Source organism: Streptomyces sp. BPTC-684 (genome assembly GCF_030028635.1).
GTDB classification, from domain to species: Bacteria; Actinomycetota; Actinomycetes; order Streptomycetales; family Streptomycetaceae; genus Streptomyces; species Streptomyces noboritoensis.
On record NZ_CP124863.1, the window covers coordinates 2,151,346 to 2,174,192 of the forward strand.

The 22,847-nt window shown below is 71.9% G+C and carries 25 protein-coding genes and 1 pseudogene; 9 read left to right on the plus strand and 17 right to left on the minus strand.

Features of this window, described 5'->3' with window-relative positions:
- Window positions 1-335: 335 nt before the first annotated feature.
- Window positions 336-668: a WhiB family transcriptional regulator gene (locus QIY60_RS09515; protein ID WP_283142026.1), complete on the plus strand. Its 333-nt coding sequence runs from the start codon at window positions 336-338 to the stop codon at window positions 666-668.
- A 100-nt stretch (window positions 669-768) separates the two neighbouring features.
- Here QIY60_RS09515 and QIY60_RS09520 read toward each other — a convergent pair whose 3' ends face one another.
- Window positions 769-1,665: a LysR family transcriptional regulator gene (locus QIY60_RS09520; protein WP_190092252.1), complete on the minus strand. Its 897-nt coding sequence runs from the start codon at window positions 1,663-1,665 to the stop codon at window positions 769-771.
- An 80-nt stretch (window positions 1,666-1,745) separates the two neighbouring features.
- Between QIY60_RS09520 and QIY60_RS09525 the strand changes: the two genes are divergently transcribed.
- The 4 genes from QIY60_RS09525 to QIY60_RS09540 all read left to right on the plus strand — a co-directional run bounded on the left by QIY60_RS09525 (window position 1,746) and on the right by QIY60_RS09540 (window position 5,194).
- Window positions 1,746-2,426 carry an MOSC domain-containing protein gene (locus QIY60_RS09525; protein ID WP_283142027.1) on the plus strand — a complete coding sequence of 227 codons (681 nt, stop codon included), beginning with the start codon at window positions 1,746-1,748 and terminating at the stop codon, window positions 2,424-2,426.
- Window positions 2,427-2,475: 49 nt separating this feature from the next.
- Entirely contained in the window at window positions 2,476-3,249 is a 774-nt protein-coding gene (locus tag QIY60_RS09530; protein WP_283142028.1) for an SDR family oxidoreductase, read from the plus strand.
- A 131-nt stretch (window positions 3,250-3,380) separates the two neighbouring features.
- Window positions 3,381-4,409: a hydroxyacid dehydrogenase gene (locus QIY60_RS09535; RefSeq protein ID WP_283142029.1), complete on the plus strand. Its 1,029-nt coding sequence runs from the start codon at window positions 3,381-3,383 to the stop codon at window positions 4,407-4,409.
- A gap of 92 nt (window positions 4,410-4,501) precedes the next feature.
- Window positions 4,502-5,194 carry an ester cyclase gene (locus QIY60_RS09540; RefSeq protein ID WP_283142030.1) on the plus strand — a complete coding sequence of 231 codons (693 nt, stop codon included), beginning with the start codon at window positions 4,502-4,504 and terminating at the stop codon, window positions 5,192-5,194.
- A 117-nt stretch (window positions 5,195-5,311) separates the two neighbouring features.
- Here the strand turns inward: QIY60_RS09540 and groL are convergent, their stop codons facing one another.
- Together groL and groES are read right to left on the minus strand one after the other, a co-directional pair.
- Window positions 5,312-6,940 carry a chaperonin GroEL gene (gene groL / locus QIY60_RS09545; protein WP_283142031.1) on the minus strand — a complete coding sequence of 543 codons (1,629 nt, stop codon included), beginning with the start codon at window positions 6,938-6,940 and terminating at the stop codon, window positions 5,312-5,314.
- 114 nt (window positions 6,941-7,054) lie between these two features.
- Window positions 7,055-7,363 carry a co-chaperone GroES gene (gene groES / locus QIY60_RS09550; protein WP_101389639.1) on the minus strand — a complete coding sequence of 103 codons (309 nt, stop codon included), beginning with the start codon at window positions 7,361-7,363 and terminating at the stop codon, window positions 7,055-7,057.
- Between the two features lie 352 nt (window positions 7,364-7,715).
- Here groES and QIY60_RS09555 point away from each other — a divergent pair, with 352 nt between their 5' ends.
- Window positions 7,716-9,134, plus strand: a complete 1,419-nt coding sequence (locus tag QIY60_RS09555) for an FtsW/RodA/SpoVE family cell cycle protein (RefSeq protein ID WP_283142032.1) — start codon at window positions 7,716-7,718, stop codon at window positions 9,132-9,134.
- 494 nt (window positions 9,135-9,628) lie between these two features.
- On the opposite strand, the gene QIY60_RS09560 is transcribed toward QIY60_RS09555, so the two are convergent.
- Window positions 9,629-10,534 (minus strand): polysaccharide deacetylase family protein, encoded by a 906-nt coding sequence (locus QIY60_RS09560; RefSeq protein WP_283142033.1) that lies wholly within the window; start codon window positions 10,532-10,534, stop codon window positions 9,629-9,631.
- A gap of 133 nt (window positions 10,535-10,667) precedes the next feature.
- Between QIY60_RS09560 and QIY60_RS09565 the strand changes: the two genes are divergently transcribed.
- The gene (locus QIY60_RS09565; protein ID WP_349253911.1) at window positions 10,668-11,873 is read left to right on the plus strand and encodes a class I SAM-dependent methyltransferase; all 1,206 of its coding nucleotides are present in this window, start codon (window positions 10,668-10,670) and stop codon (window positions 11,871-11,873) included.
- 70 nt (window positions 11,874-11,943) lie between these two features.
- Here the strand turns inward: QIY60_RS09565 and QIY60_RS09570 are convergent, their stop codons facing one another.
- Window positions 11,944-12,309, minus strand: a complete 366-nt coding sequence (locus tag QIY60_RS09570; RefSeq protein WP_283142035.1) for a hypothetical protein — start codon at window positions 12,307-12,309, stop codon at window positions 11,944-11,946.
- 45 nt (window positions 12,310-12,354) lie between these two features.
- On the minus strand, window positions 12,355-12,984 hold the full coding sequence (locus tag QIY60_RS09575; RefSeq protein ID WP_283142036.1) for a hypothetical protein: 630 nt from the start codon (window positions 12,982-12,984) through the stop codon (window positions 12,355-12,357).
- 167 nt (window positions 12,985-13,151) lie between these two features.
- Between QIY60_RS09575 and QIY60_RS09580 the strand changes: the two are divergent.
- Window positions 13,152-14,021: pseudogene (locus QIY60_RS09580) on the plus strand (NAD(P)-binding domain-containing protein); the annotation flags it as partial.
- A 7-nt stretch (window positions 14,022-14,028) separates the two neighbouring features.
- Here QIY60_RS09580 and QIY60_RS09585 read toward each other — a convergent pair.
- The 8 genes from QIY60_RS09585 to tsaB form a co-directional block, all read right to left on the minus strand.
- On the minus strand, window positions 14,029-14,520 hold the full coding sequence (locus QIY60_RS09585) for a VOC family protein (protein WP_283142037.1): 492 nt from the start codon (window positions 14,518-14,520) through the stop codon (window positions 14,029-14,031).
- A 112-nt stretch (window positions 14,521-14,632) separates the two neighbouring features.
- A complete protein-coding gene (locus QIY60_RS09590; protein WP_283145878.1) occupies window positions 14,633-15,883 on the minus strand; it encodes an RNA polymerase sigma factor in 1,251 nt (416 codons plus the stop codon).
- A 140-nt stretch (window positions 15,884-16,023) separates the two neighbouring features.
- Window positions 16,024-16,380, minus strand: a complete 357-nt coding sequence (locus QIY60_RS09595; RefSeq protein WP_283142038.1) for a YciI family protein — start codon at window positions 16,378-16,380, stop codon at window positions 16,024-16,026.
- A 150-nt stretch (window positions 16,381-16,530) separates the two neighbouring features.
- Window positions 16,531-17,391 carry a polysaccharide deacetylase family protein gene (locus QIY60_RS09600; RefSeq protein ID WP_283142039.1) on the minus strand — a complete coding sequence of 287 codons (861 nt, stop codon included), beginning with the start codon at window positions 17,389-17,391 and terminating at the stop codon, window positions 16,531-16,533.
- Between the two features lie 61 nt (window positions 17,392-17,452).
- Complete coding sequence (locus QIY60_RS09605; RefSeq protein WP_283142040.1) at window positions 17,453-17,719, minus strand: hypothetical protein; 267 nt, start codon at window positions 17,717-17,719, stop codon at window positions 17,453-17,455.
- The gene (gene tsaD, locus QIY60_RS09610) at window positions 17,716-18,813 is read right to left on the minus strand and encodes a tRNA (adenosine(37)-N6)-threonylcarbamoyltransferase complex transferase subunit TsaD (protein ID WP_283142041.1); all 1,098 of its coding nucleotides are present in this window, start codon (window positions 18,811-18,813) and stop codon (window positions 17,716-17,718) included. The genes QIY60_RS09605 and tsaD overlap by 4 nt, the downstream gene beginning before the upstream one ends.
- Window positions 18,813-19,286, minus strand: a complete 474-nt coding sequence (rimI, locus tag QIY60_RS09615; RefSeq protein ID WP_283145879.1) for a ribosomal protein S18-alanine N-acetyltransferase — start codon at window positions 19,284-19,286, stop codon at window positions 18,813-18,815. The genes tsaD and rimI overlap by 1 nt, the downstream gene beginning before the upstream one ends.
- Window positions 19,287-19,303: 17 nt before the next feature.
- Complete coding sequence (gene tsaB, locus QIY60_RS09620) at window positions 19,304-19,957, minus strand: tRNA (adenosine(37)-N6)-threonylcarbamoyltransferase complex dimerization subunit type 1 TsaB (RefSeq protein ID WP_283142042.1); 654 nt, start codon at window positions 19,955-19,957, stop codon at window positions 19,304-19,306.
- Window positions 19,958-20,092: 135 nt separating this feature from the next.
- Between tsaB and QIY60_RS09625 the strand changes: the two genes are divergently transcribed.
- Complete coding sequence (locus QIY60_RS09625; RefSeq protein ID WP_283142043.1) at window positions 20,093-20,677, plus strand: hypothetical protein; 585 nt, start codon at window positions 20,093-20,095, stop codon at window positions 20,675-20,677.
- 140 nt (window positions 20,678-20,817) lie between these two features.
- Here the strand turns inward: QIY60_RS09625 and QIY60_RS09630 are convergent, their stop codons facing one another.
- The 3 genes from QIY60_RS09630 to QIY60_RS09640 all read right to left on the minus strand — a co-directional run bounded on the left by QIY60_RS09630 (window position 20,818) and on the right by QIY60_RS09640 (window position 22,829).
- Window positions 20,818-20,997, minus strand: a complete 180-nt coding sequence (locus QIY60_RS09630) for a hypothetical protein (RefSeq protein ID WP_283142044.1) — start codon at window positions 20,995-20,997, stop codon at window positions 20,818-20,820.
- 142 nt (window positions 20,998-21,139) lie between these two features.
- Window positions 21,140-21,646 carry a tRNA (adenosine(37)-N6)-threonylcarbamoyltransferase complex ATPase subunit type 1 TsaE gene (gene tsaE / locus QIY60_RS09635; RefSeq protein ID WP_283142045.1) on the minus strand — a complete coding sequence of 169 codons (507 nt, stop codon included), beginning with the start codon at window positions 21,644-21,646 and terminating at the stop codon, window positions 21,140-21,142.
- Window positions 21,618-22,829, minus strand: coding sequence for an alpha/beta hydrolase (locus QIY60_RS09640; protein WP_283142046.1), 1,212 nt, complete (start codon window positions 22,827-22,829; stop codon window positions 21,618-21,620). The genes tsaE and QIY60_RS09640 overlap by 29 nt, the downstream gene beginning before the upstream one ends.
- Between the last annotated feature and the right edge of the window lie 18 nt (window positions 22,830-22,847).

Here is a 22,847-nt window from a genome sequence, read left to right on the forward strand (position 1 = left end):
GACGCTCTCGGACACCTGCCCGAGCGCTTGTTCTCTCAACCGCTCCGCACTCTCAACGACGGTCACTCGAAAGAGTTACGGGTCGGACGGGCACCTTCGGCACTCTACGTGAGGAACCGTGTGCGCCGGGCGCGCATCGCGGGTCACCCGTCGTTCGCTTGGAGCTATGCCCCATTTAGCGGCTTTTCTTCCCTTTTCCTGGTGTCTGTGGCTAGATTCGCAATGAGTCATATTTACATCTACTTACACCGTAGATGTACGTTCGTCGGTACACCCCAGCGATCCGGGGTACCCGGCCCATCCGCCTCAGGCACGGCTTCAAGGGGATATGAGCAATGGCAGATTTCTCCCGCCTTCCCGGACCGAACGCCGATCTGTGGGACTGGCAGCTCCTCGCCGCATGCCGCGGGGTCGACAGCTCCCTCTTCTTCCACCCGGAGGGCGAACGCGGCGCGGCCAGGAGTGCGCGCGAGAACTCGGCGAAAGAGGTGTGCATGCGCTGCCCGGTGCGCGCCCAGTGCGCCGCGCACGCCCTGGCGGTGCGCGAGCCCTACGGCGTGTGGGGCGGACTCACCGAGGACGAGCGCGAAGAGCTGATGGGCAGGGCGCGCAACCGGCTGGTGACGGCGGCGAGCGCGGGAGCGGTGGGCGAGCGGGGCCACGGCTAGCGCCGGAAGCGCCCGGATTCGCAGAAACGTTCCTGCGCCAGCCGGCACGGCACCGGAGAGGGCGGCGTGCGCCCGGCGGCCCGTCGCCGCCCGCTGCCGCTCAGTTGCGGGCGGCGGCTCCGGCCAGCTGGTCCAGGGTGGCCGCGACGGCCGGGACCCGGGCCAGGTCGGGCAGGGTGAGCGCGACGATCTCGCGCTCCACGGCGGGCTCCACCGTGACCGTACGGGCGCCCTTCGGGCGTACCGAGGCGATCGCCAGCTCCGGCAGCACCGCGACCCCGAGCCCCGCTCCGACCAGGCCGATCACCGCCGGGTAGTCGTCCGTGGCGAAGTCGATGCGCGGGGTGAAGCCGGACTCCTCACAGACGTCGACCAGCTGGCGCCGGCAGCGCGGGCAGCCCGCGATCCACGGCTCGTCGGCGAGGTCGCGGATGTCGACCGTGCCGCTCTCGGCCAGCCGGTGCCCTTCGGGGACGAGCCCGACCAGGCGGTCGATCAGCAGCGGCCGTACGACCAGGTCGTCCCACTCCTCCGCGGTGGCCGCCCCGTACCGGAAGGCGAGCGCGATGTCGCAGTCGCCCTCGCGCAGCATCTCCACCGAGCGCGGCGGCTCGGCCTCGACCAGGGAGACCCGGGTGCCGGGGTGGGCGGCGCGCAGTGCGGCCAGTGCGCTGGGCACCAGGGTGGAGGAGCCGCTGGGGAAGGAGACGAGCCGGACCCGGCCCGCGCGCAGGCCCGCGATGGCCGCGACCTCCTCCTCGGCGGCGGTGAGGCCCGCGAGGATGCCGGAGGCGTGCCGCACCAGGACCTCGCCGGCCTGGGTGAGCCGGGTCTCGCGGCCGGTGCGGATGAGCAGCGGGGTGCCCGCGGACGTTTCGAGGGCCTTCATCTGCTGGCTGACGGCGGGCTGGGTGCAGCCGAGCTCGCGCGCGGCCGCCGAGAAGGAGCCGGTGGCGGCGACGGCGCGCAGGACGCGGAGATGGCGGGCCTCGATCACCCTCCGAGCATAAGGGGTGCTTGGAGATCGCGCGGGATATCGAGTAGCTGCTTTGAGACAGTTCGGGTTAGCGTGCGCTCATGAAGCTTCTGTCTGTGAACGCGGGGCGCGCCACGGTCGTCGACTACACCGACGCCGAGGGCGGCCTCACCGGCATCGGCAAGCGCCCGGTGGAGGGCCCCGTACGGATCTTCCGGCCCGGCCCCAAGGGCGTGGGTGCCAGCGGGGTCGCGGGCGACGACGTGTGCGACAAGCGCCACCACGGCGGCGACCACCAGGCGGTCTACGCCTACGCGCGCGAGGATCTCGACGTCTGGGAGAAGGAGCTGGGCCGCGAGCTGCCCGGCGGGATCTTCGGCGAGAACCTCACCACGTACGGCATCGACGTCAGCGACGCCCGGATCGGCGAGCGCTGGCGGATAGGGCCGGACGTGGTCGTGGAGGTCTCCTGTGCGCGCATTCCCTGCCGTACGTTCGCGGGCGCCCTGGATGAGCGGGGGTGGGTCAAGCGGTTCACCCAGGCCAAGGCCCCCGGTGCCTACCTCCGGGTGATCGAGGAGGGCGAGATCCGCGCGGGCGACGCGATCGAGGTCGTCCACCGGCCCGCGCACGAGGTGTCGGTGGCGTTCTGGTTCCGCGCGTTCACCACCGAACGGGAGCTGCTGCCGCGCACCCTGGCGGCGGGCGAGGCGATGCCTCCGGAGTCCCACGACACCGTACGCAAGTACATGGAGCAGCAGGCCGCCCGGCGGGCTTCCTGACCGGACAGGCCGTCACACCGCTGTCACCTGTGGGCATTAACGTGCGCGTATGACGACTGCACTGATTACGGGAGCGACGGCGGGAATCGGGGCCGCGTTCGCGCGGCGGCTGGCCAGGGACGGGCACGACCTGGTGCTGGTGGCCCGTGACGGCAAGCGGCTGCGGGAGCAGGCCACCGAGCTGCACGACCGGCACGGCGTGGAGGTCGACGTGCTGGCCGCCGACCTGTCCACGGAGGACGGCATCGCGGCGGTCGAGGACAGGCTCGCGGAGCCCCGCAAGCCTGTCGACCTGCTGGTCAACAACGCGGGGTTCGCCAACAAGGGCCGTTATCTGGACGTGTCCATGGCCGACGAGCTCAAGATGCTGAAGGTGCACATCGAAGCGGTGCTGCGGCTGACGGCTGCCGCGACCGAGGGCATGCGCGAGCGCGGGCGCGGCGGGGTCGTCAACGTCGCCTCGGTCGCCGCGTTCGTGCCGCGCGGGACCTACGGCGCGTCCAAGGCGTGGATCGCGCAGTTCACCCAGGGCGCGGCGCGCGACCTGGCGGGGTCGGGGGTGCGGCTGATGGCGCTGTGCCCGGGCTTCGTACGGACGGAGTTCCACCAGCGGGCCGGGATGGGCACCGACAACATCCCCGGCTGGCTGTGGCTGGACCCCGACAAGCTGGTGTCGGCGGCGCTCTCCGACCTCGCGCGCGGGAAGACGCTCTCGATCCCGGACCCGCGCTACAAGGCGCTGATGGGTGTGGTGAAGCTGGCCCCGCGCGGTCTCCTGGGCGGCGTCACGTCCCGGACGGGCCGCAAGTACGGCCCTCAGTGAGGCGGTTGTCCCCTGCGGACGGGCCGCCCCCGGCGGTCCCGTCCAGCATGGCCATCTGTGAGCGCGGGCCGGAACGCGCGCGCAGCCGGTTACCCATGGACAACTCCCCCGTGAGGAGCCCGAGTTCCACCATGCGCCACGCCACTGACAACCGCCCCGCCGTCCTCCTCGCCATGGGCCCCGGGATCGCCGAGCGGCTGCTCGCCGAGCGGCACCGCGTCCGCCTCGCCGCGCTCGCCCGTACCGACCCGTACCTGGTCGCCCACGAACTCGCCTCGCCCGCACCGGCCGTGGCGGCGGCGCTCGCCGAGGCGGACGTGCTGCTGACCTGCTGGGGCGCGCCGCCGCTCACCGCCGAGGTGCTGGCCTCGGCGCCCCGGCTGCGGGCCGTCGTGCACGCCGCCGGGTCGGTGAAGCACCACATCACCGAGGCGTGCTGGGAGCGGGGCATCGCGGTGACCTCGGCGGCGGCGGCCAACGCGCTGCCGGTCGCCGAGTACACGCTGGCCGCGATCCTCTTCGCGGGCAAGCGCGTCCTGGCCTCGGCCCGGCGGTACGCGGAGCTGCGCGCCCCGCACGACTGGCTGCGCGAGGGGGACGGCACCGGCAACTACCAGCGGACGGTCGGCCTGGTCGGCGCCTCCCGGATCGGCCGCCGGGTGATCGAACTGCTGCGCCCCTTCGACTTCCGGGTGCTGCTGCACGACCCGTACGTCGACGCAGACGGGGCGGCCCGGCTGGGCGTCGAGCTCGTCGACCTGGGCGAGCTGTGCGCCCGCAGCAGCGTCGTCTCCGTCCACGCACCGCAGCTCCCGGCCACCGAGCGCATGATCGGCGCCCGTCAGCTCGCCGCGATGCCGGACGGGGCGACCCTGGTCAACACCGCGCGCGGCTCCCTGGTGGACGGGGCCGCCCTGCTCGGCGAGCTCCTCTCCGGCCGCCTCCATGCCGTACTGGACGTCACCGAGCCCGAACTCCCGCCCCGCGAGAGCCCGTTGTACGACCTGCCCAACGTGCTGCTCACCCCGCACATCGCCGGCTCGCTCGGCAACGAGCTGCACCGGATGGCGGACCTGGCGCTGGACGAGGTGGAGCGGTTCGCGGCCGGGAAGCCGTTCGCGGACCCCGTCCACGCGGCGGCCCTGCGCCACTCGGCCTGAACGGCCCGGCTTGGTCGAATCACACTAAACTGGACGTATTCCCATGTGGACAGCAGCCCGCCCGCAGCCCGACCACAGCCGAGGGAGACGCCATGAAATTCGCACAGATAATCGACTTCAAGACCGAGCGGTACGACGACCTGGACCGGCTCATGGACCGCTGGGTCGAACAGACCAAGGGCAAGCGGACCGCCACGCGCGGCCTCATCGGCAAGGACCGCGCCGACGGGTCGCACTTCGTCGAGGTCGTCGAATTCGCCTCGTACGACGAGGCCATGGCGAACTCCAACCTCCCGGAGACGAACCGTATCTTCGAGGAGATGGTGGCTCTCTGCGACGGCATGCCCACCTTCACCGACCTCGACGTGGTCCGCGACGAGCAGTTGAACGCCGCAACCGTCCGCCGGTTCTTCCACGAGATCGCCATCGGGGGCAACCTCGACGCCGTCGACGAGGTGTTCGCGGCCGACTACACCGACCACGACATCATCAAGGACGAGGAGACCGTCGTCGGAGCCGACGTCATCCGCCAGGACGTGAGCTCGTGGCGGAACGCGTTCGAGTTCACCTTCTCCCTCGACCGGCAGATCTGCGAGGGCGACGACGTGGTGACGCTGTGGACCTGGACCGGCACCCACAAGGGCGACTTCATGGGCATCGCGCCCACCGGCAAGGTGTGCACCATGACCGGCACCACGGTCTTCCGCTGCAAGGACGGCAAGATCAAGGAAGGCTGGTGGCACTACGACGCGCTGGGCCTGATGAAGCAGCTCGGCGCCGTCTGAGGCACGTACGTACAGCCGCCTGAGACGCGTACGGACAACAGGGAAGGCCCCCGCTCCCGGAAACACCCGGGAGCGGGGGCCTTCACACGTCGTCGGACGTCAGCGTGTCACCGCAGGTCAGTGGCTGTGGCCGTGACCGTGGCCGTGACCGGCGTCGCCCTCTTCCTCGGCCGGCTTCTCGACGACCAGGGTCTCGGTCGTGAGCAGCAGGGAGGCGATGGAGGCGGCGTTCTCCAGGGCGGAGCGCGTCACCTTGACCGGGTCGATGACGCCGGCCTTGACCAGGTCGCCGTACTCACCGGTGGCGGCGTTGAAGCCGTTGCCCTTCTCCAGCTCCGCCACCTTCGAGGTGATGACGTAGCCCTCCAGGCCGGCGTTCTCGGCGATCCAGCGCAGCGGCTCGACGGCGGCGCGGCGGACGACCGCGACACCCGTGGCCTCGTCGCCGGCCAGGCCGAGGTTGCCCTCCAGGACCTTGACGGCGTGGACGAGCGCGGAGCCACCACCGGAGACGATGCCCTCCTCGACCGCGGCGCGGGTCGCGGAGATGGCGTCCTCCAGACGGTGCTTCTTCTCCTTCAGCTCCACCTCGGTGGCGGCGCCGACCTTGATCACGCACACGCCGCCGGCGAGCTTCGCGAGGCGCTCCTGGAGCTTCTCGCGGTCCCAGTCGGAGTCCGTGGACTCGATCTCGGCCTTGATCTGGTTGACGCGACCGACGACTTCCTCGTGGCTGCCGCCACCGTCGACGATGGTCGTGTCGTCCTTGGTGATCGTGACGCGGCGGGCCGAGCCCAGCACGTCCAGACCGGCCTGGTCGAGCTTGAGGCCGACCTCCTCGGCGATGACGGTGGCACCGGTGAGGGTGGCCATGTCCTGGAGCATCGCCTTGCGGCGGTCGCCGAAGCCCGGGGCCTTGACGGCCACGGCGTTGAACGTGCCGCGGATCTTGTTGACGACCAGGGTCGACAGGGCCTCGCCCTCGACGTCCTCGGCGATGATCAGGAGCGGCTTGGAGGAGCCGGCCTGGATGACCTTCTCCAGGAGCGGCAGCAGGTCCTGGATCGAGGAGATCTTGCCCTGGTTGATCAGGATGTACGGGTCGTCGAGGACGGCCTCCATACGCTCCTGGTCGGAGACCATGTACGGGGAGAGGTAGCCCTTGTCGAAGGCCATGCCCTCGGTGAACTCCAGCTCCAGGCCGAAGGTGTTGGACTCCTCGACGGTGATGACACCGTCCTTGCCGACCTTGTCCATCGCCTCGGCGATGAGCTCGCCGACCTGGGTGTCCTGCGCGGAGAGCGCGGCCACGGCGGCGATGTCGGACTTGTCCTCGATCGGGCGCGCGGTGGCGAGCAGCTCGTCCGAGACGGCCTTGACGGCCGCGTCGATGCCCTTCTTCAGGGCGGCCGGGGAGGCGCCGGCGGCGACGTTGCGCAGGCCCTCGCGGACCAGCGCCTGGGCCAGCACGGTGGCGGTGGTGGTGCCGTCACCCGCGATGTCGTTGGTCTTGGTCGCCACCTCCTTCACGAGCTGGGCGCCCAGGTTCTCGTACGGGTCGTCGAGCTCGACCTCGCGGGCGATCGTGACACCGTCGTTGGTGATGGTGGGGGCGCCGAACTTCTTGTCGATGACGACGTTGCGGCCCTTGGGGCCGATCGTCACCTTCACAGTGTCGGCAAGCTTGTTGACGCCGCGCTCAAGGGCGCGACGGGCGTCCTCGTCGAACTTCAGGATCTTCGCCATGGGAGCGGTTCAGCCCTCTCGGAAACTCGGTGATACGAAAACTGCGCCCCTCGCCGCCCGGCTGTCAGCGGGGTGGCCAGGGGCGCAGCTCAGAAGCATTCGCTTCGAGATGAATTACTTCTCGATGATCGCGAGCACGTCGCGAGCCGAGAGGACGAGGTACTCCTCGCCGTTGTACTTCACCTCGGTGCCGCCGTACTTGCTGTAGAGCACGACGTCGCCGACGGCGACGTCGAGCTCGACGCGCTTGCCGTCCTCGACCCGGCCCGGGCCCACGGCCAGGACGACGCCCTCCTGGGGCTTCTCCTTGGCGGTGTCCGGAATGACCAGGCCGGAGGCCGTGGTCTGCTCGGCGTCGAGCGGCTGGACCACAATGCGGTCCTCGAGCGGCTTGATGGCAACCTTGGAGCTGGCGGTCGTCACGATCCGACCTCCCCCTTCGGAGATCTCACGGGGTTAACTGTCTGAGGTGGCGACCAGGTGGATCCGTCGTCGCGGGTGCCGGACCTGCCCGTCGCTGTGTTGGCACTCTCCGATGGGGAGTGCCAGAGCCGAGACTAGGACGGCGATTAGCACTCGGTCAAGCGGAGTGCCAAGCCGCGGGCCGTGGCGGCCGAATCCCGACGGGTGCGGGGCGGCCCTCGCGGGCCGCTCCCGATCCGTCCCGACGAAGAATTCACCTGTCCGGTTCGTCCACACCCCTGTGGACTTTGCGACATGAGTTCTTCGGGAGAACCCTCGCCATCCGGGCGAAAGGGTCCTTAGGGTCGGGCCGATGAGGACGATGCGTACGGGTACGGGAGCCGAGCCCGGAACGGACGGCGAATTCGGCCACGCCCCCGTCGAGGGCGGGCCGGGGCGGGCGCTGGCGTCCGCGCGCCGCCGCACCGAGGCGCTGCTGCTCGCGCTGGTCGTGGTCGTCACGGTCGGCGGCCACGCCTGCGTCTCGGCGGCGCTGACCGGCGGGATTCCGCGCGCCACCGCCGAGTTCGCGGTGAGCATGACGCTGATCTCGCTGGCCGGGCATCTGACCGTACGCAGGTTCGCGGCGTACGCGGACCCGCTGATCCTGCCGCTCGCGGTGCTCCTGTCCGGGCTCGGCCTGGTGCTGCTGTACCGGCTCGACCCGGCGTACGCGAAGGCGTTCAAGTCGGCGCCCACCGCGTCGGGGCAGCTGGTGTGGACGGTGATCGGACTGACGGGCTGTCTGCTGACGGTGGCGCTGCTGCGCGACCACCGCCGCCTCCAGCGCTACATCTACGTCTCGATGGCGGTGGCGCTGGTCCTCCTGATGGCCCCGTCGTTCTTCGGCGCGGACACGTACGGCGCCAAGCGCTGGATCCTCCTGGGCCCGTTCTCGCTCCAGCCCGGCGAGTTCGTGAAGATCATGATCACGGTGTTCTTCGCGGGCTATCTGGTGGTCCACCGCGACTCGCTGGCGCTCACCGGCCGAAAGGTCCTGGGCGTCCGGCTGCCGCCGGGCCGCCAGATGGCACCGCTGGTGGCGATCTGGGTGCTGAGCCTGCTGGTGCTGGTCTTCGAACGCGACCTGGGCACGTCGCTGATCTTCTTCGGCCTCTTCGTGGTCATGCTGTACGTGGCGACCGAGCGCACCAGCTGGATCGTGTGCGGGGTGCTGATGGCGGCGGTCGGGGCGTACGTGGTCGGCTCGACCGAGCCGCACGTCAAGGGCCGGATCGTGGCGTGGCTGCACCCCTTCGACGTCTTCCTGCCACCGGAGAAGCGCCCGCCGGGCCTGGTCTCCGACCAGCTGGCGCAGGGCCTCTTCAGCTTCGGCAGCGGCGGGATGACCGGCACGGGCCTGGGCGAGGGCCACCCCGAACTGGTCGGCTTCGCGGGCCGCAGCGACTTCATCCTGACGACGGTCGGGGAGGAGCTGGGCATGGCCGGGGTGATGGCGGTGCTCCTGCTGTACGGCCTGCTGGTCCAGCGGGGCCTGCGGACGGCCCTGGCGGCCCACGACGCGTTCGGCAAGCTGCTGGCGACGGGCTTGGCGGCGGCGCTCGCCCTCCAGGTGTTCGTGGTGGTCGGCGGCGTGACGGGCCTGATCCCCCTCACGGGCAAGGCCCTCCCGTTCCTGGCGAAGGGGGGTTCGTCGCTGGTGGCGAACTGGGTGATGGTGGCGCTGCTGATCCGGGTGAGCGACAGCGCGGGGAGGCGGCGGGCGGGGTGATCCTCGCGGGGGCGTGCTGGTGCGGTGCGCTTCGTCTGCGGGTGATCGGCGGCTGGTCGCGCAGTTCCCCGCGCCCCTTTTGGCCCGGGGCTCGTCTGCGGGCCGGCGGGGGTTGCTCGCGCAGTTCCCCGCGCCCCTTATCGACCCGGTGTTTGCCTGCGGACCGTGCTGGGTTGCTCGCGCAGTTCCCCGCGCCCCTGGAAGCGCCCCTCCGGGGCGCCCAGGGGATTGCCGCGCAGCGGCACTTAAGGGGCGCGGGGAACTGCGCGACCAGCCACAAACAGCCCGCAGACAAACGGGTCCGGGGCGCAGCCCCCGGCAACCCACCCACCCCCTGCACGGGGTCCGGGGCGGAGCCCCGAAGCGGGGTGCAGGGGCCGCAGGCCCCGCCCAAGGGTCTGGGGGCGTAGCCCCCAGGAGAGCCACCTCAACCCCCCACCCACCCCCGGAGGGTTTAGGGAAGGGGCGGGGTGGGGCAAAATGCCGCGCCGGGCTCAGACGTAGTCCTCCAACCGAGCCACCGCATACCCTTTCTCCGTAATCACCCTCATCACCTGCCGAATCATCTCCGGCATCGTCCCCTTCCAGTCCTCCCGCCCCCGAAAGTGCGTGAGCACGATGTCCCCGGGATGCAGATCCCGGTCCCACTCGCGCCACTCCATGTGGTCGGGGAACGCCTCCGCCGCCCACAGCGGCACCGCCTTGACCCCGCACGACCGGGCCGCGCGCAGCGTGTCCTCGTTGTAGTTGCCGTACGGCGGCCGGAAGAGACGGGGCCGCTTCCCCGCCCACTTCTCGATCTTGTCCTGCTGGTCGCAGATCTCGTGCCGCTGCTCCTCGTACGAGAGCCCGGGCATATAGCGGTGGTTGAGCGTGTGGTTGTTGAGCGTGACGCCCAGCCCCTGCATCCGCTTGAAGTAGGGGTAGTCGGTGCGGACGAGGTAGTCGCTGAGGAACGCGCTGTACGGGATGCGCAGTTCCCGCATCATCTGCAGCAGCGCCGGATCCTTCTCGGCCCCGTCGTCGATGGTGAGGAAGACGATCCGGTCCTTGGTCGGCACGGTCGTGAAGACGGGCGGCAGCGAGTCGCCGCCGTCCGTCTCGAAGCCGGGCCGATTGGCGATCTTCGGCTTGACGGCGGGCGGCGCGGGCGCGGCCAGCGGCACCTTGGCCAGCTTCCACTTCTTGGCCGCGACGACCCGCGCGGCCTGCGCCTCCTTGAGCTGGGCGGAGTAGCCGGCGAGCGCGCGGGCGGCGTCGCTGTCGTAGGCCTGCGGCGCCTGCGGCCCGGCGGCCGGGCCGCCGCCGGGCCGGCCGGTGCGGGCGTCCTCGGCGGCGCACCCGGAGGCGAGCGCGGTGACGACGAGCCCGGCCACCAGAACGAGCGGCGCCTTCGGCATGCCGATGCGCCTCAAATATTCCTTTTGTCGTACAAGCTGCATGCCGCCGCATCCTGTCAGTGCGGGGCGGTATACCGGAGGCGACACCGCCACCGGACGCGCACCGTCCCCCGCCTGGCCCACAATGGGGCGGGTGAACGACCTCGACACCTTCCGCGCCCTGCTCACCCCCGAGGGCACGGGCCTGCTGGACTCGCTCCGCGACTACGACCCGTCCCAGGAGCTGGCGGTGGCGACCCGGCTGCGCCGCACGTACGCACCCGAGCTGGTCTCGGCGGCCCTGGCCCAGGCGCGGCTGCGCCAGCGCGCGGTCGCGAAGTTCGGCGCGGACGACGCGTACCGGATGTTCTTCACGCCCAACGGCGTCGAGCAGTCCACGCGCTCCTCGGTGGCCGCCTACCGCGCCCGGGTCTTCGCCGCCCAGGGCGTACGGAGCGTGGCCGATCTGTGCTGCGGCATCGGCGGCGACGCGCTGGCGCTCGCCCGGGCGGGCATCTCCGTCCTCGCGGTGGACCGCGACGAGCTGACGGCGGAGGTCGCCCGCGCCAACGCGGCGGCGCTGGGCCTCACGGAGCTGATCGAGGTGCGGTGCGCGGACGTGACCGACGTGGACACGTCGGGGTGGGACGCGGTGTTCGTGGACCCGGCGCGGCGAGGCGGCCGAGGCCGCATCTTCGATCCCGAGGCGTATTCGCCTCCCCTCTCCTGGGCGGTCGGCGCCGCCCTGAAGGCCCCCTTCGCCGCCCTGAAGATCGCCCCCGGCATCCCCCACGAGTCGGTCCCGCCGGAGGCCGAGGCCGAGTGGATCTCGGACGGCGGCGACGTGAAGGAGGCGGTGCTGTGGTTCGGGGGCGCGCACGCCCCCCTGCACACCCGCACGCCCGGCTCGGTCCGCGCCACGCTCCTGCCCGCCGAGGCCACCCTGTGGACCTCCGCACCGCTCCCGGCACCGCCGGTCGGCCCGGTCGGCCGCTATCTGCACGAGCCGGACGGCGCCGTCATCCGCGCCCACCTCGTCGCCGAGATCGTCGCGGCGTGCGACGGCCGCCTCGTCGACGAGACCATCGCGTACGTGACGAGCGACGAGCCGTACGAGTCGCCGTTCACCACCGCGTACGAGATCACCGACGAACTCCCCTTCAACATGAAGAAGCTGAAGGCCCTGCTGCGGGAGCGCGGGGTCGGCGTCCTCACGGTCAAGAAGCGCGGCTCGGCGGTCGAACCGGAGGAACTGCGCCGCAAGATGAAGCTCCAGGGACGGGCCTCGGCGACGGTGTTCCTGACGCGGGTGGCGGGGGCCCCGACGATGCTGATCGGACGGCCGGCAGCACGGGAGTGACCCCCGCGCGACCGCACACAGCGGTCACTCACGGCCGCCCCCGGCGGCACCCTGGGGAGCGATCCCCCTTCTACGCCAAGTCCGTAAGCTCCTCGGCGAACACCTGGGACAGCGGCTGCGGCCCCACGTACTGCTGGCAGTTGCACTGGCCCGACTCGTAGCGGACCGGGTGCTTGGACTCGTCCCACGCGGTCGGGACCTCGACGCGCTCGTGGCACTTGCCCCGCTTGTCGTGCTTGGCGAGGTGGTGGGTGCAGCCGCAGACCGGCTCCGGGGGGCGGTTGGCCGCCTCAAGGGCGAGGCGCTCCCGCTTGGCCGCCTCAAGGCGTTCGAGCTTGCGCTCGTGGCGGGTGCGCAGGGCCGTGCGGCCCGTGTCGGCCGCCCAGCCGAAGCCTCCCATCCAGAAGACTATGAGGACCCACCAGTACCATTCCATTTTGTCGCCTTTCCCCCTGAGACCGTGCGGCGTACGCACGTGCGTTCAGGATAGGTGCGCGGGCGGCAGGAGTCGTAGGGCCCAGCGGCGGTGGGCCAGCGCCTTGGTGACGGCGATCAGGCCCGTCAGCCAGCACACCAGGCCCAGGCCCATCGTCAGGACCACCGTGCCGTACGTGTCGTCGCCCGGCCGCGCCGCCGCCGGGACCGTCACGCACACGAACAGGCCCAGCGCGCACATCAGCCCGCCCGGCAGCAGCCACGCCAGGCTCAGGCCGGGGGCCCGCAGCCCGGAGTCCGCCACCGGGTGGCGGTCCAACTCGGCCCATTGGGAAAGCAGTTGGCGAATTCTCGCATCCCTGCGCAGGCCCGCCACCATCGCCACCGCCGTCGGCACCACCGCCCCCAACCCGATCACCAGGCAGATCACACCGAACAGCATCGACAGCACGTCCAGCGACTCGGTGAACGCGATCACCGCCGTCCCCACGAACGCCCAGCCGGTGGCGAGCAGCACCGCCCAGCCCCAGTGCGCCGCGATCCGCCCCGGCCCCAACTGCCGTGCCACCAGGTCGTTCAGGACGCCCGCGCGGTCCGCGAGCAGGGCGTTCCGGTCGGGCCAGGCACGGATCTCGACCGGGGGCGGGGGTGGCGGCAGGGGCGTGCGGGGTGACATGAGCACGAGGTTACCGGCGGCTGCCCGGGGCCCCGCCCGCGTACCAACCCGTACGCACTTTTCGGTAAGTACGCACTTAAAAGTCGGTACTTGTCGGCCCCGGCGCGTCCTATGAGACTCGAACCCACGGCGATTCCGCCCCACCCCACCACCCCCTCCAAGGAGACCCCGCCATGAGTTCCGTTTCCGTCGTCGGGCTTGGCGCCATGGGCACCGCCCTCGCCGACGCCCTCCTCGCCGCCGGGCACACCACCACCGTCTGGAACCGCACCCCGGCCAAGGCCGACCCTCTCGTCGAGCGCGGGGCGCTGCGGGCCGGGAGCGTCGCCGAGGCAGCCCGGGACGCCGACGTGGTCGTCCTCTGCGTCCTCGGGTACGCCGATGTGCACGCCCTCGTGGACGCCGCCCGGGACGCCCTGCGCGGGCGCGTCGTCGTCAACCTCACCAACGGGTCGCCCGACGAGGCCCGCGAACTGGCCGACAAGGTACGGGCGTTGGGCGCCGATTACCTCGACGGCGGCATCATGGCCGTCCCCGCGATGATCGGCCGCCCGGAGGCGCTCGTGCTCTACAGCGGCTCCACGCCCGCCTTCGAGGCGCACCGCGAGGTGCTGGAGGTGTTCGGCCGCGCGGTCCACCTCGGCGAGGACGCGGGCCGCGCCCCGCTGCACGACCTGGCCATGCTGACCGGCATGTACGGGATGTTCGCCGGGTTCCTCCAGTCGGCGGCGCTGGTGCGGTCGGCGGGCGCGGACGTGGAGGAGTTCACGACCGCGCTGCTCGTCCCGTGGCTGCACGCCATGACGGGCGTCCTGCCTCAGATGGCGGCCCAGACCGCCAAGGGCACGTACGCGTCGACCGGGTCCAACCTCGCCATGCAGGTCGTCGCCCAGGACACGCTCGAAGGCCTCGGCCGCGCCCAGGGCGTGAGCACCGAACTGCTCGCCCCGCTCTTCGACCTGATGCGCCGCCGCGTCGCGGACGGGCACGGCGACGAGGACCTGGCCGGTGTGGTGGAGCTGCTCCACCGGCCGTGAGCGGCCCTCACTCCCCCTCGTACGCCGCCTTCAGCGCCGCCACGTCCAGCTTCCCCATCTTCATCATCGCGCCCACCATCCGGTTCACCGCCGCCCGGTCCTCGTCCGCGCTGATCCTCTCGCTCAGATAGCGCGGCACGATCTGCCAGGACAGGCCGTACTTGTCCTTCAGCCAGCCGCACGGCCCCGGCTCGCCGCCGTCGGCGGTCAGCTTGGCCCAGAGGTCGTCGACCTCCTCCTGGGACCCGCAGTCGACGGAGAGCGAGATGGACTCGTTGAAGGACCAGTTCTGCTTGCCGCCGTTGAGCGCCGTGTACTGCTGGCCGGCCAGCTCGAAGACGACCGTCATCACCGAGCCGCCCTGGTTCGGGACGGCCTCCGGGTACCGCGTGGTCTCGACGATCCGCGAGTCCCCGCCGAAGACGGAGACGTAGAACCGCGCGGCCTCCTCGGCCTTGTCCTCGAACCACAGGAACGTCGTGATCTTCTGAGCGGACATGGGTGCTGCCTCCCTCTCGACCGGCCCTCCGGCGCGGCTGCCGTCGGGTCCGGAAGGTAGACCGGGGCCGTACGGGAAACTCATCGCCGGGCCCGCGTCCGCCGCCCGGACCTCAGCCCGCCGCACGCGCCCGCAGCAGCTCCCGCTCGCGTTCGTTGCGCGTCAGCTCCGCCGCGCGGGTGAACTCCGCGCGGGCCTCCTCCGTACGCCCGAGGCGTTCGAGCAGGTCGCCCCGGACGCTCGGCAGCAGGTGGTAGGCGCGCAGGGCCGGGTCGGCGGCGAGGGCGTCCACGATCGCCAGGCCCGCCCCGGGGCCCTCGGCCATCGACACCGCGACCGCCCGGTTCAGCTCCACCACCGGGGAGGGGGCGATCGCCGCGAGCCGCCGGTAGAGCGCGGCGATCGCCGCCCAGTCGGTCTCCTCGTACGAGGCGGCCCGCGCGTGACAGGCGGCGATGGCGGCCTGGAGCGCGTACGGGCCGGGCGCGCCGCCGAGTTCGCCCGCGCGGGTCAGCGCCGCGAAGCCGCGCCGGATCAGCAGCCGGTTCCAGCGGGAGCGGTTCTGGTCGGCGAGCAGCACGGGGGCGCCCGTCGCGTCCGTGCGCGCGTTGGTGCGCGACGCCTGGATCTCCAGGAGCGCGGCCAGCGCGTGGACCTCGGGCTCCTCGGGCATCAGCCCGGCCAGCACCCGTACCAGTCGCAGCGCGTCCTCGCACAGCGCCGGGCGCACCAGGTCGTCGCCGGCCGTCGCCGCGTACCCCTCGTTGAAGACCAGGTAGATGACCTCCAGGACGGACGCGAGCCGTTCGGCGCGCTCCGGCCCGTACGGCACCTCGAACGGCACCCCCGCCCTGGCCAGCGACCGCTTGGCGCGGGAGATCCGCTGGGCGACCGTCGGCTCCTGGGCGAGGAAGGCGCGGGCGATCTCGTCCGTCGTCAGCCCGCCGAGCAGCCGCAGCGTCAGGGCGATGCGCGCCTCGGTGGAGAGCACCGGGTGGCAGGCGGTGAAGATCAGCCGGAGCAGGTCGTCGTCGATCGCGTCCGGGTCCTCGGCGGCCGCGAACTCCGGTTCCGCCACGGCCTCGTCGAGGTCGCGGCCGATCTCGGCGAGCTTGCGTGCGTACGTCTCGCGGCGGCGCACCAGGTCGACGGCCCGGTGCCTGGCGGTGGCCGTGAGCCAGGCGCCCGGGTTGTCCGGTACCCCCGTCTCGGGCCACCGCTCCAGGGCGGCGACCAGCGCGTCCTGCGCCAGTTCCTCGGCGATGCCGACGTCGCGGACGATCCGGGCGACGGCGGCGATGACGCGCGGGGACTCGATCCGGAAGACGGCCTCGACCGCGTCCTTTTCTGTGCTCACGGGCAGTCATGAGAGCACCCGCGCGGCCCGGCGGCAATCGGCGCCGGGCCGGGGACGCGGCCTCAGAGCCTGTCGGCGAACCCCCGTCGTCCGCCCGAAGGGCGGGCCGGGCGGCGTCTGGCAGGCGGGGGTTCGCCGACAGGCTCTCAGCCCTCGACGATCTCCCGGAGCTCGGAGGTGACCGTCCAGTGCTCCTCGTGGATCGTCAGGAACCGCTTGGTCCACTCGATCGCCTCGGCCTTGTCCTTGCACTGCATGAGCGCGTAGCCGCCGACGACCTCCTTCGACTCGGTGAACGGGCCGTCGGTCGTCGAGAGCTTCCCGCCGGACCAGGTGACCCTGGTGCCCTGGGCGGTGGGGGCGAGCCCGGCGGTGTCGAGCAGCACCCCGGCCTTGGTCATCTCCTCGATCAGGTTGCCCATCCGCTCCATCAGCTCGGGGCTGGGGCCCTCGGCGGGGGCGTCGGCCTCGTTGATGCGGACCATCGACAGGTAGCGCGGCATGGTGTTCTCCTCGGAACGTCCGGAAGTCCGGAAGGGTGGCGGCGGGGCCGTTCCCCGTGGCTGCGGGGCCGTTTCCCCGCCTCTCACCCTTACGTCGAACGGCCCGGCCCGGATTCGACACGGCGGGAGGAAATCCGCCCCACTTTTTTTCTAGACGTAGTCCTCCAGGCGCGCCACCGCGAAGCCCTGCTCCTGGATGTGGCGGAGCATGTTCGCCGTCATCTCGGTCATCGTGTGGCCCTTGAGCTCGCTCTTGCCCCGGAAGTGGGCCAGGATGATGTCGCCGGGGTGGAGCTTCTTGTCGCCGCGCTGGTACTGCATGTTCTGGATCTGCATCGACTCGCGCCACAGCACGATCGACTGGATCCCGCACGCCTTGGCCGCCGCGCGCGTGCCCTCGTTCCAGTTGCCGTACGGCGGCCGGAAGAGCCGGGGCGCCTTGCCGTACTCCTTGGTCAGCTTCTCCTGCTGGCCGCATATCTGGTGCTGCTGCTGGGCGCCGCTCTCGGTCCGCATGTTGGGGTGCGTCAACGTGTGGTTCTGGATCGCGTTGCCGAGCTGCTGGAGCGGCTTGAAGTAGCCCTTGTCAGCGCTGATCGCCGCGTCGGTGAGGAACATCGTGAAGGGGATCTTCAGGTCCCGCATCATCTCCACGAACTTGGGGTCCTTCTCGGCCCCGTCGTCGAAGGTCACGAAGACGACCTTCTCCTTCGTGGGGATGTCGCTGATCACCGGGACCTCGCCCGGCTTCGCCTGCACCGGCTTGCGCGCGGGCGGCGCCGGAGCGGCGGGCAGCGGCTTGAGGCCCCACTTCCGGTACGCGGCCGCGCTCGCGGCGCCGTCCTCGGCGCCCTGGGCCGGGCCGGAGGCAGGCGCGGAGGGCGTCGGCGCCGTACCGCTGCCGCCGGTCCTGGCCGGGCCGCCGCCGGAGCCGTCCGACGACGAGCAGCCCGTGGCGAGCAGCACCCCGGACAGAACCAGTGCCGCCGCTGCCGCGCTCTTCTTACCCACTGTGTGAACCAACCCCGAACCGCCGACCGATACGCCCTCTGCGTACAGATCGATGCAGAATTCAGGCCGGAGGTTCCACCCCGAGTGACTCGAAGCGCCAGCGGTGCACGGCCCGGGTCACCAACTCGCCGTCCGGCTCGGGCAGTTCGGGCAGCTCCGCGTCGTACGCCGCCTCCCACCAGGTGATCACGAGCACCCGGTCCTGGGGCGCCGCGAAGACCTCCCGGCGCACCGGCGCGTACGGCAGCGGCTGGGCCCGGGCCCAGGCGAGGAGCTCCCCGCCGCGGCCCTGGACCGCCCGCGCCTCCCACATCAGGGCGACCGTCACGGGTACAGGTTCTCCTTGCTGACCTCGTGCACGTGGTCGTGGTCGTGGCCCGTGCCCGGCACGTGCGGGTCCGTCACCGGCAGCGAGGAGTCCGCCGACAGGTCCAGGTCCGAGGCGGGCCGGTTGCGCGCCACCATCTCCGCGCCGAGCGCCGCCACCATCGCCCCGTTGTCCGTGCACAGCCCGGGCCGCGGCACCCGCAGCCGGATGCCCGCCTTCTCGCACCGCTCCTGGGCGAGCGCCCGCAGCCGCGAGTTGGCCGCGACGCCGCCGCCGATCATCAGGTGGTCCACGCCCTCGTCCTTGCAGGCCCGGACGGCCTTGCGGGTCAGGACGTCGACCACGGCCTCCTGGAAGGAGGCGGCCACGTCCCGCACCGGCACCTCCTCGCCCGCGTTCCGCTTCGCCTCGATCCAGCGGGCCACGGCCGTCTTCAGCCCCGAGAAGGAGAAGTCGTACGCCGGGTCGCGCGAGCCGCTCAGTCCGCGCGGGAACGCGATCGCCTTCGGGTCGCCCTCCTTGGCGAGCCGATCGATCACCGGGCCGCCCGGGAAGCCCAGGTCGAGCACGCGCGCGATCTTGTCGAACGCCTCGCCCGCCGCGTCGTCGATCGTCGCGCCCATCGGGCGGACGTCCGCGGTGATGTCGGGCGCGAGCAGCAGCGAGGAGTGGCCGCCGCTGACCAGCAGCGCCATCGTGGGCTCGGGCAGCGGCCCGTGCTCCAGCTGGTCGACGCAGATGTGCGAGGCCAGGTGGTTCACGCCGTACAGCGGCTTGTTCAGGGCGTACGCGTACGCCTTGGCGGCCGAGACGCCGACGAGCAGCGCGCCCGCCAGGCCCGGGCCCGCCGTCACCGCGATGCCGTCGAGGTCCCTGGCGGAGATCCCGGCCGTCTTCAGGGCGCGCTCGATGGTGGGGACCATCGCCTCCAGGTGCGCGCGCGAGGCGATCTCGGGCACCACGCCGCCGAACCGGGCGTGGGTGTCCACGCTGGACGCGACGGCGTCGGCGAGCAGCGTCGTGCCGCGCACGATGCCGACGCCGGTCTCGTCGCAGGAGGTCTCGATGCCGAGTACCAGCGGTTCGTCAGCCATCAGTCAGTCTCTTCTGTTCCTCGGTCGTGTTCCTGGACGATCAGGCGCATCACGAGCGCGTCGACGTTGCCCGGCTGGTAGTAGCCCCGCCGGAATCCGATCGGCTCGAAGCCGAAGCGCTCGTAGAGCTTCTGGGCCCGGGTGTTGTCCACCCGCACTTCGAGCAGGACCTCGTCGCACTCGAAGGCGGTGGCGTGCTTGAGCAGGTCGGTCAGGAGCCGGGCGCCCAGGCCCGTGCCCCACTGGTCGCGGGCCGCGGCGATGGTCTGGACGTCACCGAGGCCGCCCGCGGCCGCGAGGCCCGCGTAGCCGACCAGCCGGCCCGACTCGTCCTCGGCGACCACATAGCGCCGGGTGGCGCCCGGCCCCCTGGCGTGCGCGAGCTCCGACCAGAACATCCCCGCCGACCAGGCGTCCTCGGGGAACAGCTCGTGTTCGAGCGCGAGCACCGGTTCTATGTCCCACCAGCGCATCTCGCGGAGCACCACGCTCACTGGGGGGTGACCACCTTGTAGTTCTTGGGCACCTGCGCGTCCGGGCGGCGCAGGTACAGCGGCACCGGCGCCAGGAACTCCGCGCCCGCCGCGAGCTTCTCCGCCGCCAGCGAGGCCAGCGCCGCCGCCGACTGGTGCTCGGGGCCGCGCGCGTCCGGGAACACCTCCGGGTACAGGCCCGCGCCCGCGCCGACCACCGGCACCCCGGCGACCTGCTCGGCGATGTCGGCGGGCCGGTCGACGGACGGCTCGCTCACCCGGGTGCGGAAGTCGTCGTAGCGGGCCCAGTAGACCTCTTTGCGGCGCGCGTCGGTGGCGACGACGAACGGCTCCTCGATGCCGGAGGCGTAGGCGAGGCCGTCGAGCGTGCACAGGCCGTGGACGGGCACCCCGAGCGCCGAGCCGAAGGTCGCGGCCGTCACCAGGCCGACGCGCAGTCCCGTGTACGGGCCGGGGCCGACCCCGACGACCAGGTCCGTGACGGCGTCGAGCGTGAGCCCGGCGTCCCCGAGCACCTGGTGGACGGCGGGCAGCAGCAGCTCCCCGTGGCGCCGGGCGTCCACCCGGCTGGTCTGGGCGACGACGTCCGTGCCGTCGTGCAGGGCGACGGTCACGGCGGGGGTGGCGGTATCAACGGCGAGCAAGAGCACGCGAACAGCCTACGGCCACGGCGCCGGGGGCACGGCGTCCGTCCCCGGCCGCCCCCGGCTGCTACCGTCAGCCGCAGATATGACCGCAGGCTTGTACACATCCGTAAGCCTGTACGTACGAAAGGGGCCAGCCAGGTGGCAAGGAGCAGCTCGGGATTCGTGGCCGGGCTCACCGCGGCCGCGCTCGCGGTGGTCGGCTTCCTCGCCTACCAGGCGTCGGCGAACGCGCCGTCGAAGGCCGATCTGGCCGCGCCGGGCACCACCGTCTCGCCCGCCCCGAGCTCCTCGGCGGCCGTGCCGCCCAAGGGCAAGGCGCCCGAGAAGAACGTGACGGCGCTGCCGGCGAACTCCGGCGTCGGCCCGCGCGTCGTCTACTCGCTGAGCGCCAAGCGCGTCTGGCTGGTCGGCACCAAGACCCTCAAGGGCCTGCCGCCCAAGACCTTCGAGGTCATGCCGTCGACGGTCAGCCCCAAGCCCGGCAACTACGCGGTGACCTCGCGGGCCGCGTCCGTCCCCGGCTCGGACGGGGTGCCGATCGAGCACGTCGTACGGTTCGCCACCGTCGACTCCGTGACGATCGGCTTCAGCGCCGCGGTCAACGGCAAGGTGGCGAGCCCCGACCCGAGCAAGCGCACCGGCGGCATCCGGATGAAGCGCGAGGACGGCAACGCGCTGTGGACGTTCGCCACGATCGGCTCGAAGATCGTCGTGGTGCCGTAGGGCTCCGCCAGGGGTGCGGTAATTCGGCTGCGGGCCGTCTGTGGCTGGTCGCGCCCACGCGGCGGAGCCGCAAATCGTCACGGCCCCGCGCCCCTGAGGGCGCACTGCCGCACCCGTACCGTCAGTTACACCCGAAAGAGTTAAGCGGCGTCGCGCCGCACGCCTTTCTCCTCGGCCTTGGCCGGCGACCGTTCCTCGTCCGGCTCCGCCGGATTCGGCGGGGTCGAGACGGCGCTCGCTGCCGCGCAGGAGGCCAGCAGATCGCTCATGGACACACCTTGCGCACCCCGCGGCTGCGCTTCGCGCTCCGACACGGTCATGGCGGCCTCCCGGCTCCTGGAGAAGGCGTGGTTAGGCAGACCTAACCAGGTCCCTTCTACCATGTGACCACGCCCGGTGGGACCCGCGCAACATTTTGCCGACAGCTTGTCGGAACGTACGTCTCCCACGCGCCACGGGCGGCTACAGGCCGTCGATCCCGGCTCCCGACCACCGCGTGCCCAGACCTGTCACGGTCACCACCCGGCGGTCGTCGTCCGTCTCGCCGACCACCCGGTCGATGACCACGTGCAGCCGGTCGTCGGAGAGCTCCTCCACCTTGCCGTCGCCCCACTCCACGACCACCACCGACTCCGGCAGCGAGACGTCGAGGTCCAGGTCCTCCATCTCGTCCAGACCGCCGCCGAGCCGGTACGCGTCCACGTGCACCAGGGCCGGGCCGCCGGTCAGGGACGGGTGGACCCGGGCGATCACGAAGGTGGGGGAGGTCACCGCGCCGCGCACCCCGAGGCCCTCGCCGAGGCCGCGCGCCAGCGTCGTCTTGCCCGCGCCGAGCTCACCGGTGAGCAGGACGAGGTCGCCCGGGCGGAGCAGTTTGGCGATCTTGCGGCCCAACTCCTGCATCTCGGCCGGGGAGTCGAGGGTGAGCCGGGTCGTGGCGTCAGTGGCCTGGCTGTGCGGTGCTTCCATACGTGCCAACGTTAGTCGCCTCCGGCACCGCGCCGACCCGCACCAGCAGGTCCGCAAGGCGGTCGGTGACCGTCTCGGGGTGCTCCAGCATCACCAGGTGCCCGCCGTCGGGCACGATGACCAGCTCGGCGTCGGGCAGCAGGTCCGCGATGGACTCGCTGTGCGAGCTGGGCGTGACGAGGTCGCGGTCGCCGGCCAGGACGAGCGCGGGCACCTCGGCGAAGATCTGGAGCGCCGCCTCCTTGTCGTGGTCGTCGAAGGCCGGGTAGAACTCCGCCACCACGTCGATCGGCGTCCCCTCGATCATCCGCTCCGCGAACCGGGCCACCGCCGGGTCCACGTCCTTCGAGGAGAACGAGTACCGCTTGATCATCCCGGCGAAGAGGTCGGCCGTGGCCCGACGGCCCCGCTCCACCAGCTCCGCCTGCGAGCCCAGCGCCTTCAGCACGCCGGGCAGGATGCGGCGCACCGCGTTCACCCCCGCCACCGGCAGCCCGTAGCTGACCTCGCCGAGCTTGCCCGAGGACGTGCCGACGAAGGCGACGCCGACGACCCGGTCGCGGATCAGCTCCGGGTACTGGTCGGCGAGCGCCATCACCGTCATGCCGCCCATCGAATGCCCCACCAGCACCAGCGGCCCCTCGGGGGCGGCCGCGTCGAGCACCGCCTTGAGGTCGCGGCCCAGCTGGTCGATGGTGACGGGCTTGCCCAGCATCTGCGCCTCGCCGCGCGCCGAGCGGCCGTGGCTGCGCTGGTCCCAGTGGACGGTCCGCACGACCCCGCGCAGGGCGGCCCGCTGGAAGTGCCAGGCGTCCTGGCTCAGACAGAAGCCGTGCGAGAAGACGACGGTGACGGGCGCGGGCGCCTTGCGGCCGAACAGCCGCCGCTTGCGCGCCCCGTTGGCCTTGGCGGACGGCTCGGCCTCGTCGGTCTCGTAGGAGAGCTCGGTGCCGTCGTCGGCGTACGCGCGCCCCGGCGTGCCGCGCAGCGCGCCGTACGGCCCCGCCGCGTCCAGCGCGAGGCGGGCCTTCTTGCGCATGCCGCGCCCGACGGTGAGCCGCTCGACCGCGACCCCGGCGGCGGCCCCCGCCGCGACCACGCCTATCGCGGCCCCGGCCAGACCCGCCCGGCGCCAGCTGCCCACGGCCGCCCGCGCCGCGTCCCCCGTGCTGGTCTCGCTCACCGTGCCGCTCCTCGTGGT

What these genes read in the sequence shown, in the direction of transcription:
- QIY60_RS09515 (WP_283142026.1), top strand. Translation starts at nt 336, where the DNA reads ATGGCAGATTTCTCCCGCCTTCCCGGACCGAACGCCGATCTGTGGGAC.
- QIY60_RS09525 (WP_283142027.1), top strand. Translation starts at nt 1,746, where the DNA reads ATGAAGCTTCTGTCTGTGAACGCGGGGCGCGCCACGGTCGTCGACTAC.
- QIY60_RS09530 (WP_283142028.1), top strand. Translation starts at nt 2,476, where the DNA reads ATGACGACTGCACTGATTACGGGAGCGACGGCGGGAATCGGGGCCGCG.
- QIY60_RS09535 (WP_283142029.1), top strand. Translation starts at nt 3,381, where the DNA reads ATGCGCCACGCCACTGACAACCGCCCCGCCGTCCTCCTCGCCATGGGC.
- QIY60_RS09540 (WP_283142030.1), top strand. Translation starts at nt 4,502, where the DNA reads ATGAAATTCGCACAGATAATCGACTTCAAGACCGAGCGGTACGACGAC.
- groL (WP_283142031.1), bottom strand. Translation starts at nt 6,940, where the DNA reads ATGGCGAAGATCCTGAAGTTCGACGAGGACGCCCGTCGCGCCCTTGAG.
- QIY60_RS09555 (WP_283142032.1), top strand. Translation starts at nt 7,716, where the DNA reads ATGAGGACGATGCGTACGGGTACGGGAGCCGAGCCCGGAACGGACGGC.
- QIY60_RS09560 (WP_283142033.1), bottom strand. Translation starts at nt 10,534, where the DNA reads ATGCCGAAGGCGCCGCTCGTTCTGGTGGCCGGGCTCGTCGTCACCGCG.
- QIY60_RS09570 (WP_283142035.1), bottom strand. Translation starts at nt 12,309, where the DNA reads ATGGAATGGTACTGGTGGGTCCTCATAGTCTTCTGGATGGGAGGCTTC.
- QIY60_RS09575 (WP_283142036.1), bottom strand. Translation starts at nt 12,984, where the DNA reads ATGTCACCCCGCACGCCCCTGCCGCCACCCCCGCCCCCGGTCGAGATC.
- QIY60_RS09585 (WP_283142037.1), bottom strand. Translation starts at nt 14,520, where the DNA reads ATGTCCGCTCAGAAGATCACGACGTTCCTGTGGTTCGAGGACAAGGCC.
- QIY60_RS09595 (WP_283142038.1), bottom strand. Translation starts at nt 16,380, where the DNA reads ATGCCGCGCTACCTGTCGATGGTCCGCATCAACGAGGCCGACGCCCCC.
- tsaD (WP_283142041.1), bottom strand. Translation starts at nt 18,813, where the DNA reads ATGGCTGACGAACCGCTGGTACTCGGCATCGAGACCTCCTGCGACGAG.
- rimI (WP_283145879.1), bottom strand. Translation starts at nt 19,286, where the DNA reads ATGCGCTGGTGGGACATAGAACCGGTGCTCGCGCTCGAACACGAGCTG.
- QIY60_RS09630 (WP_283142044.1), bottom strand. Translation starts at nt 20,997, where the DNA reads ATGACCGTGTCGGAGCGCGAAGCGCAGCCGCGGGGTGCGCAAGGTGTG.
- tsaE (WP_283142045.1), bottom strand. Translation starts at nt 21,646, where the DNA reads ATGGAAGCACCGCACAGCCAGGCCACTGACGCCACGACCCGGCTCACC.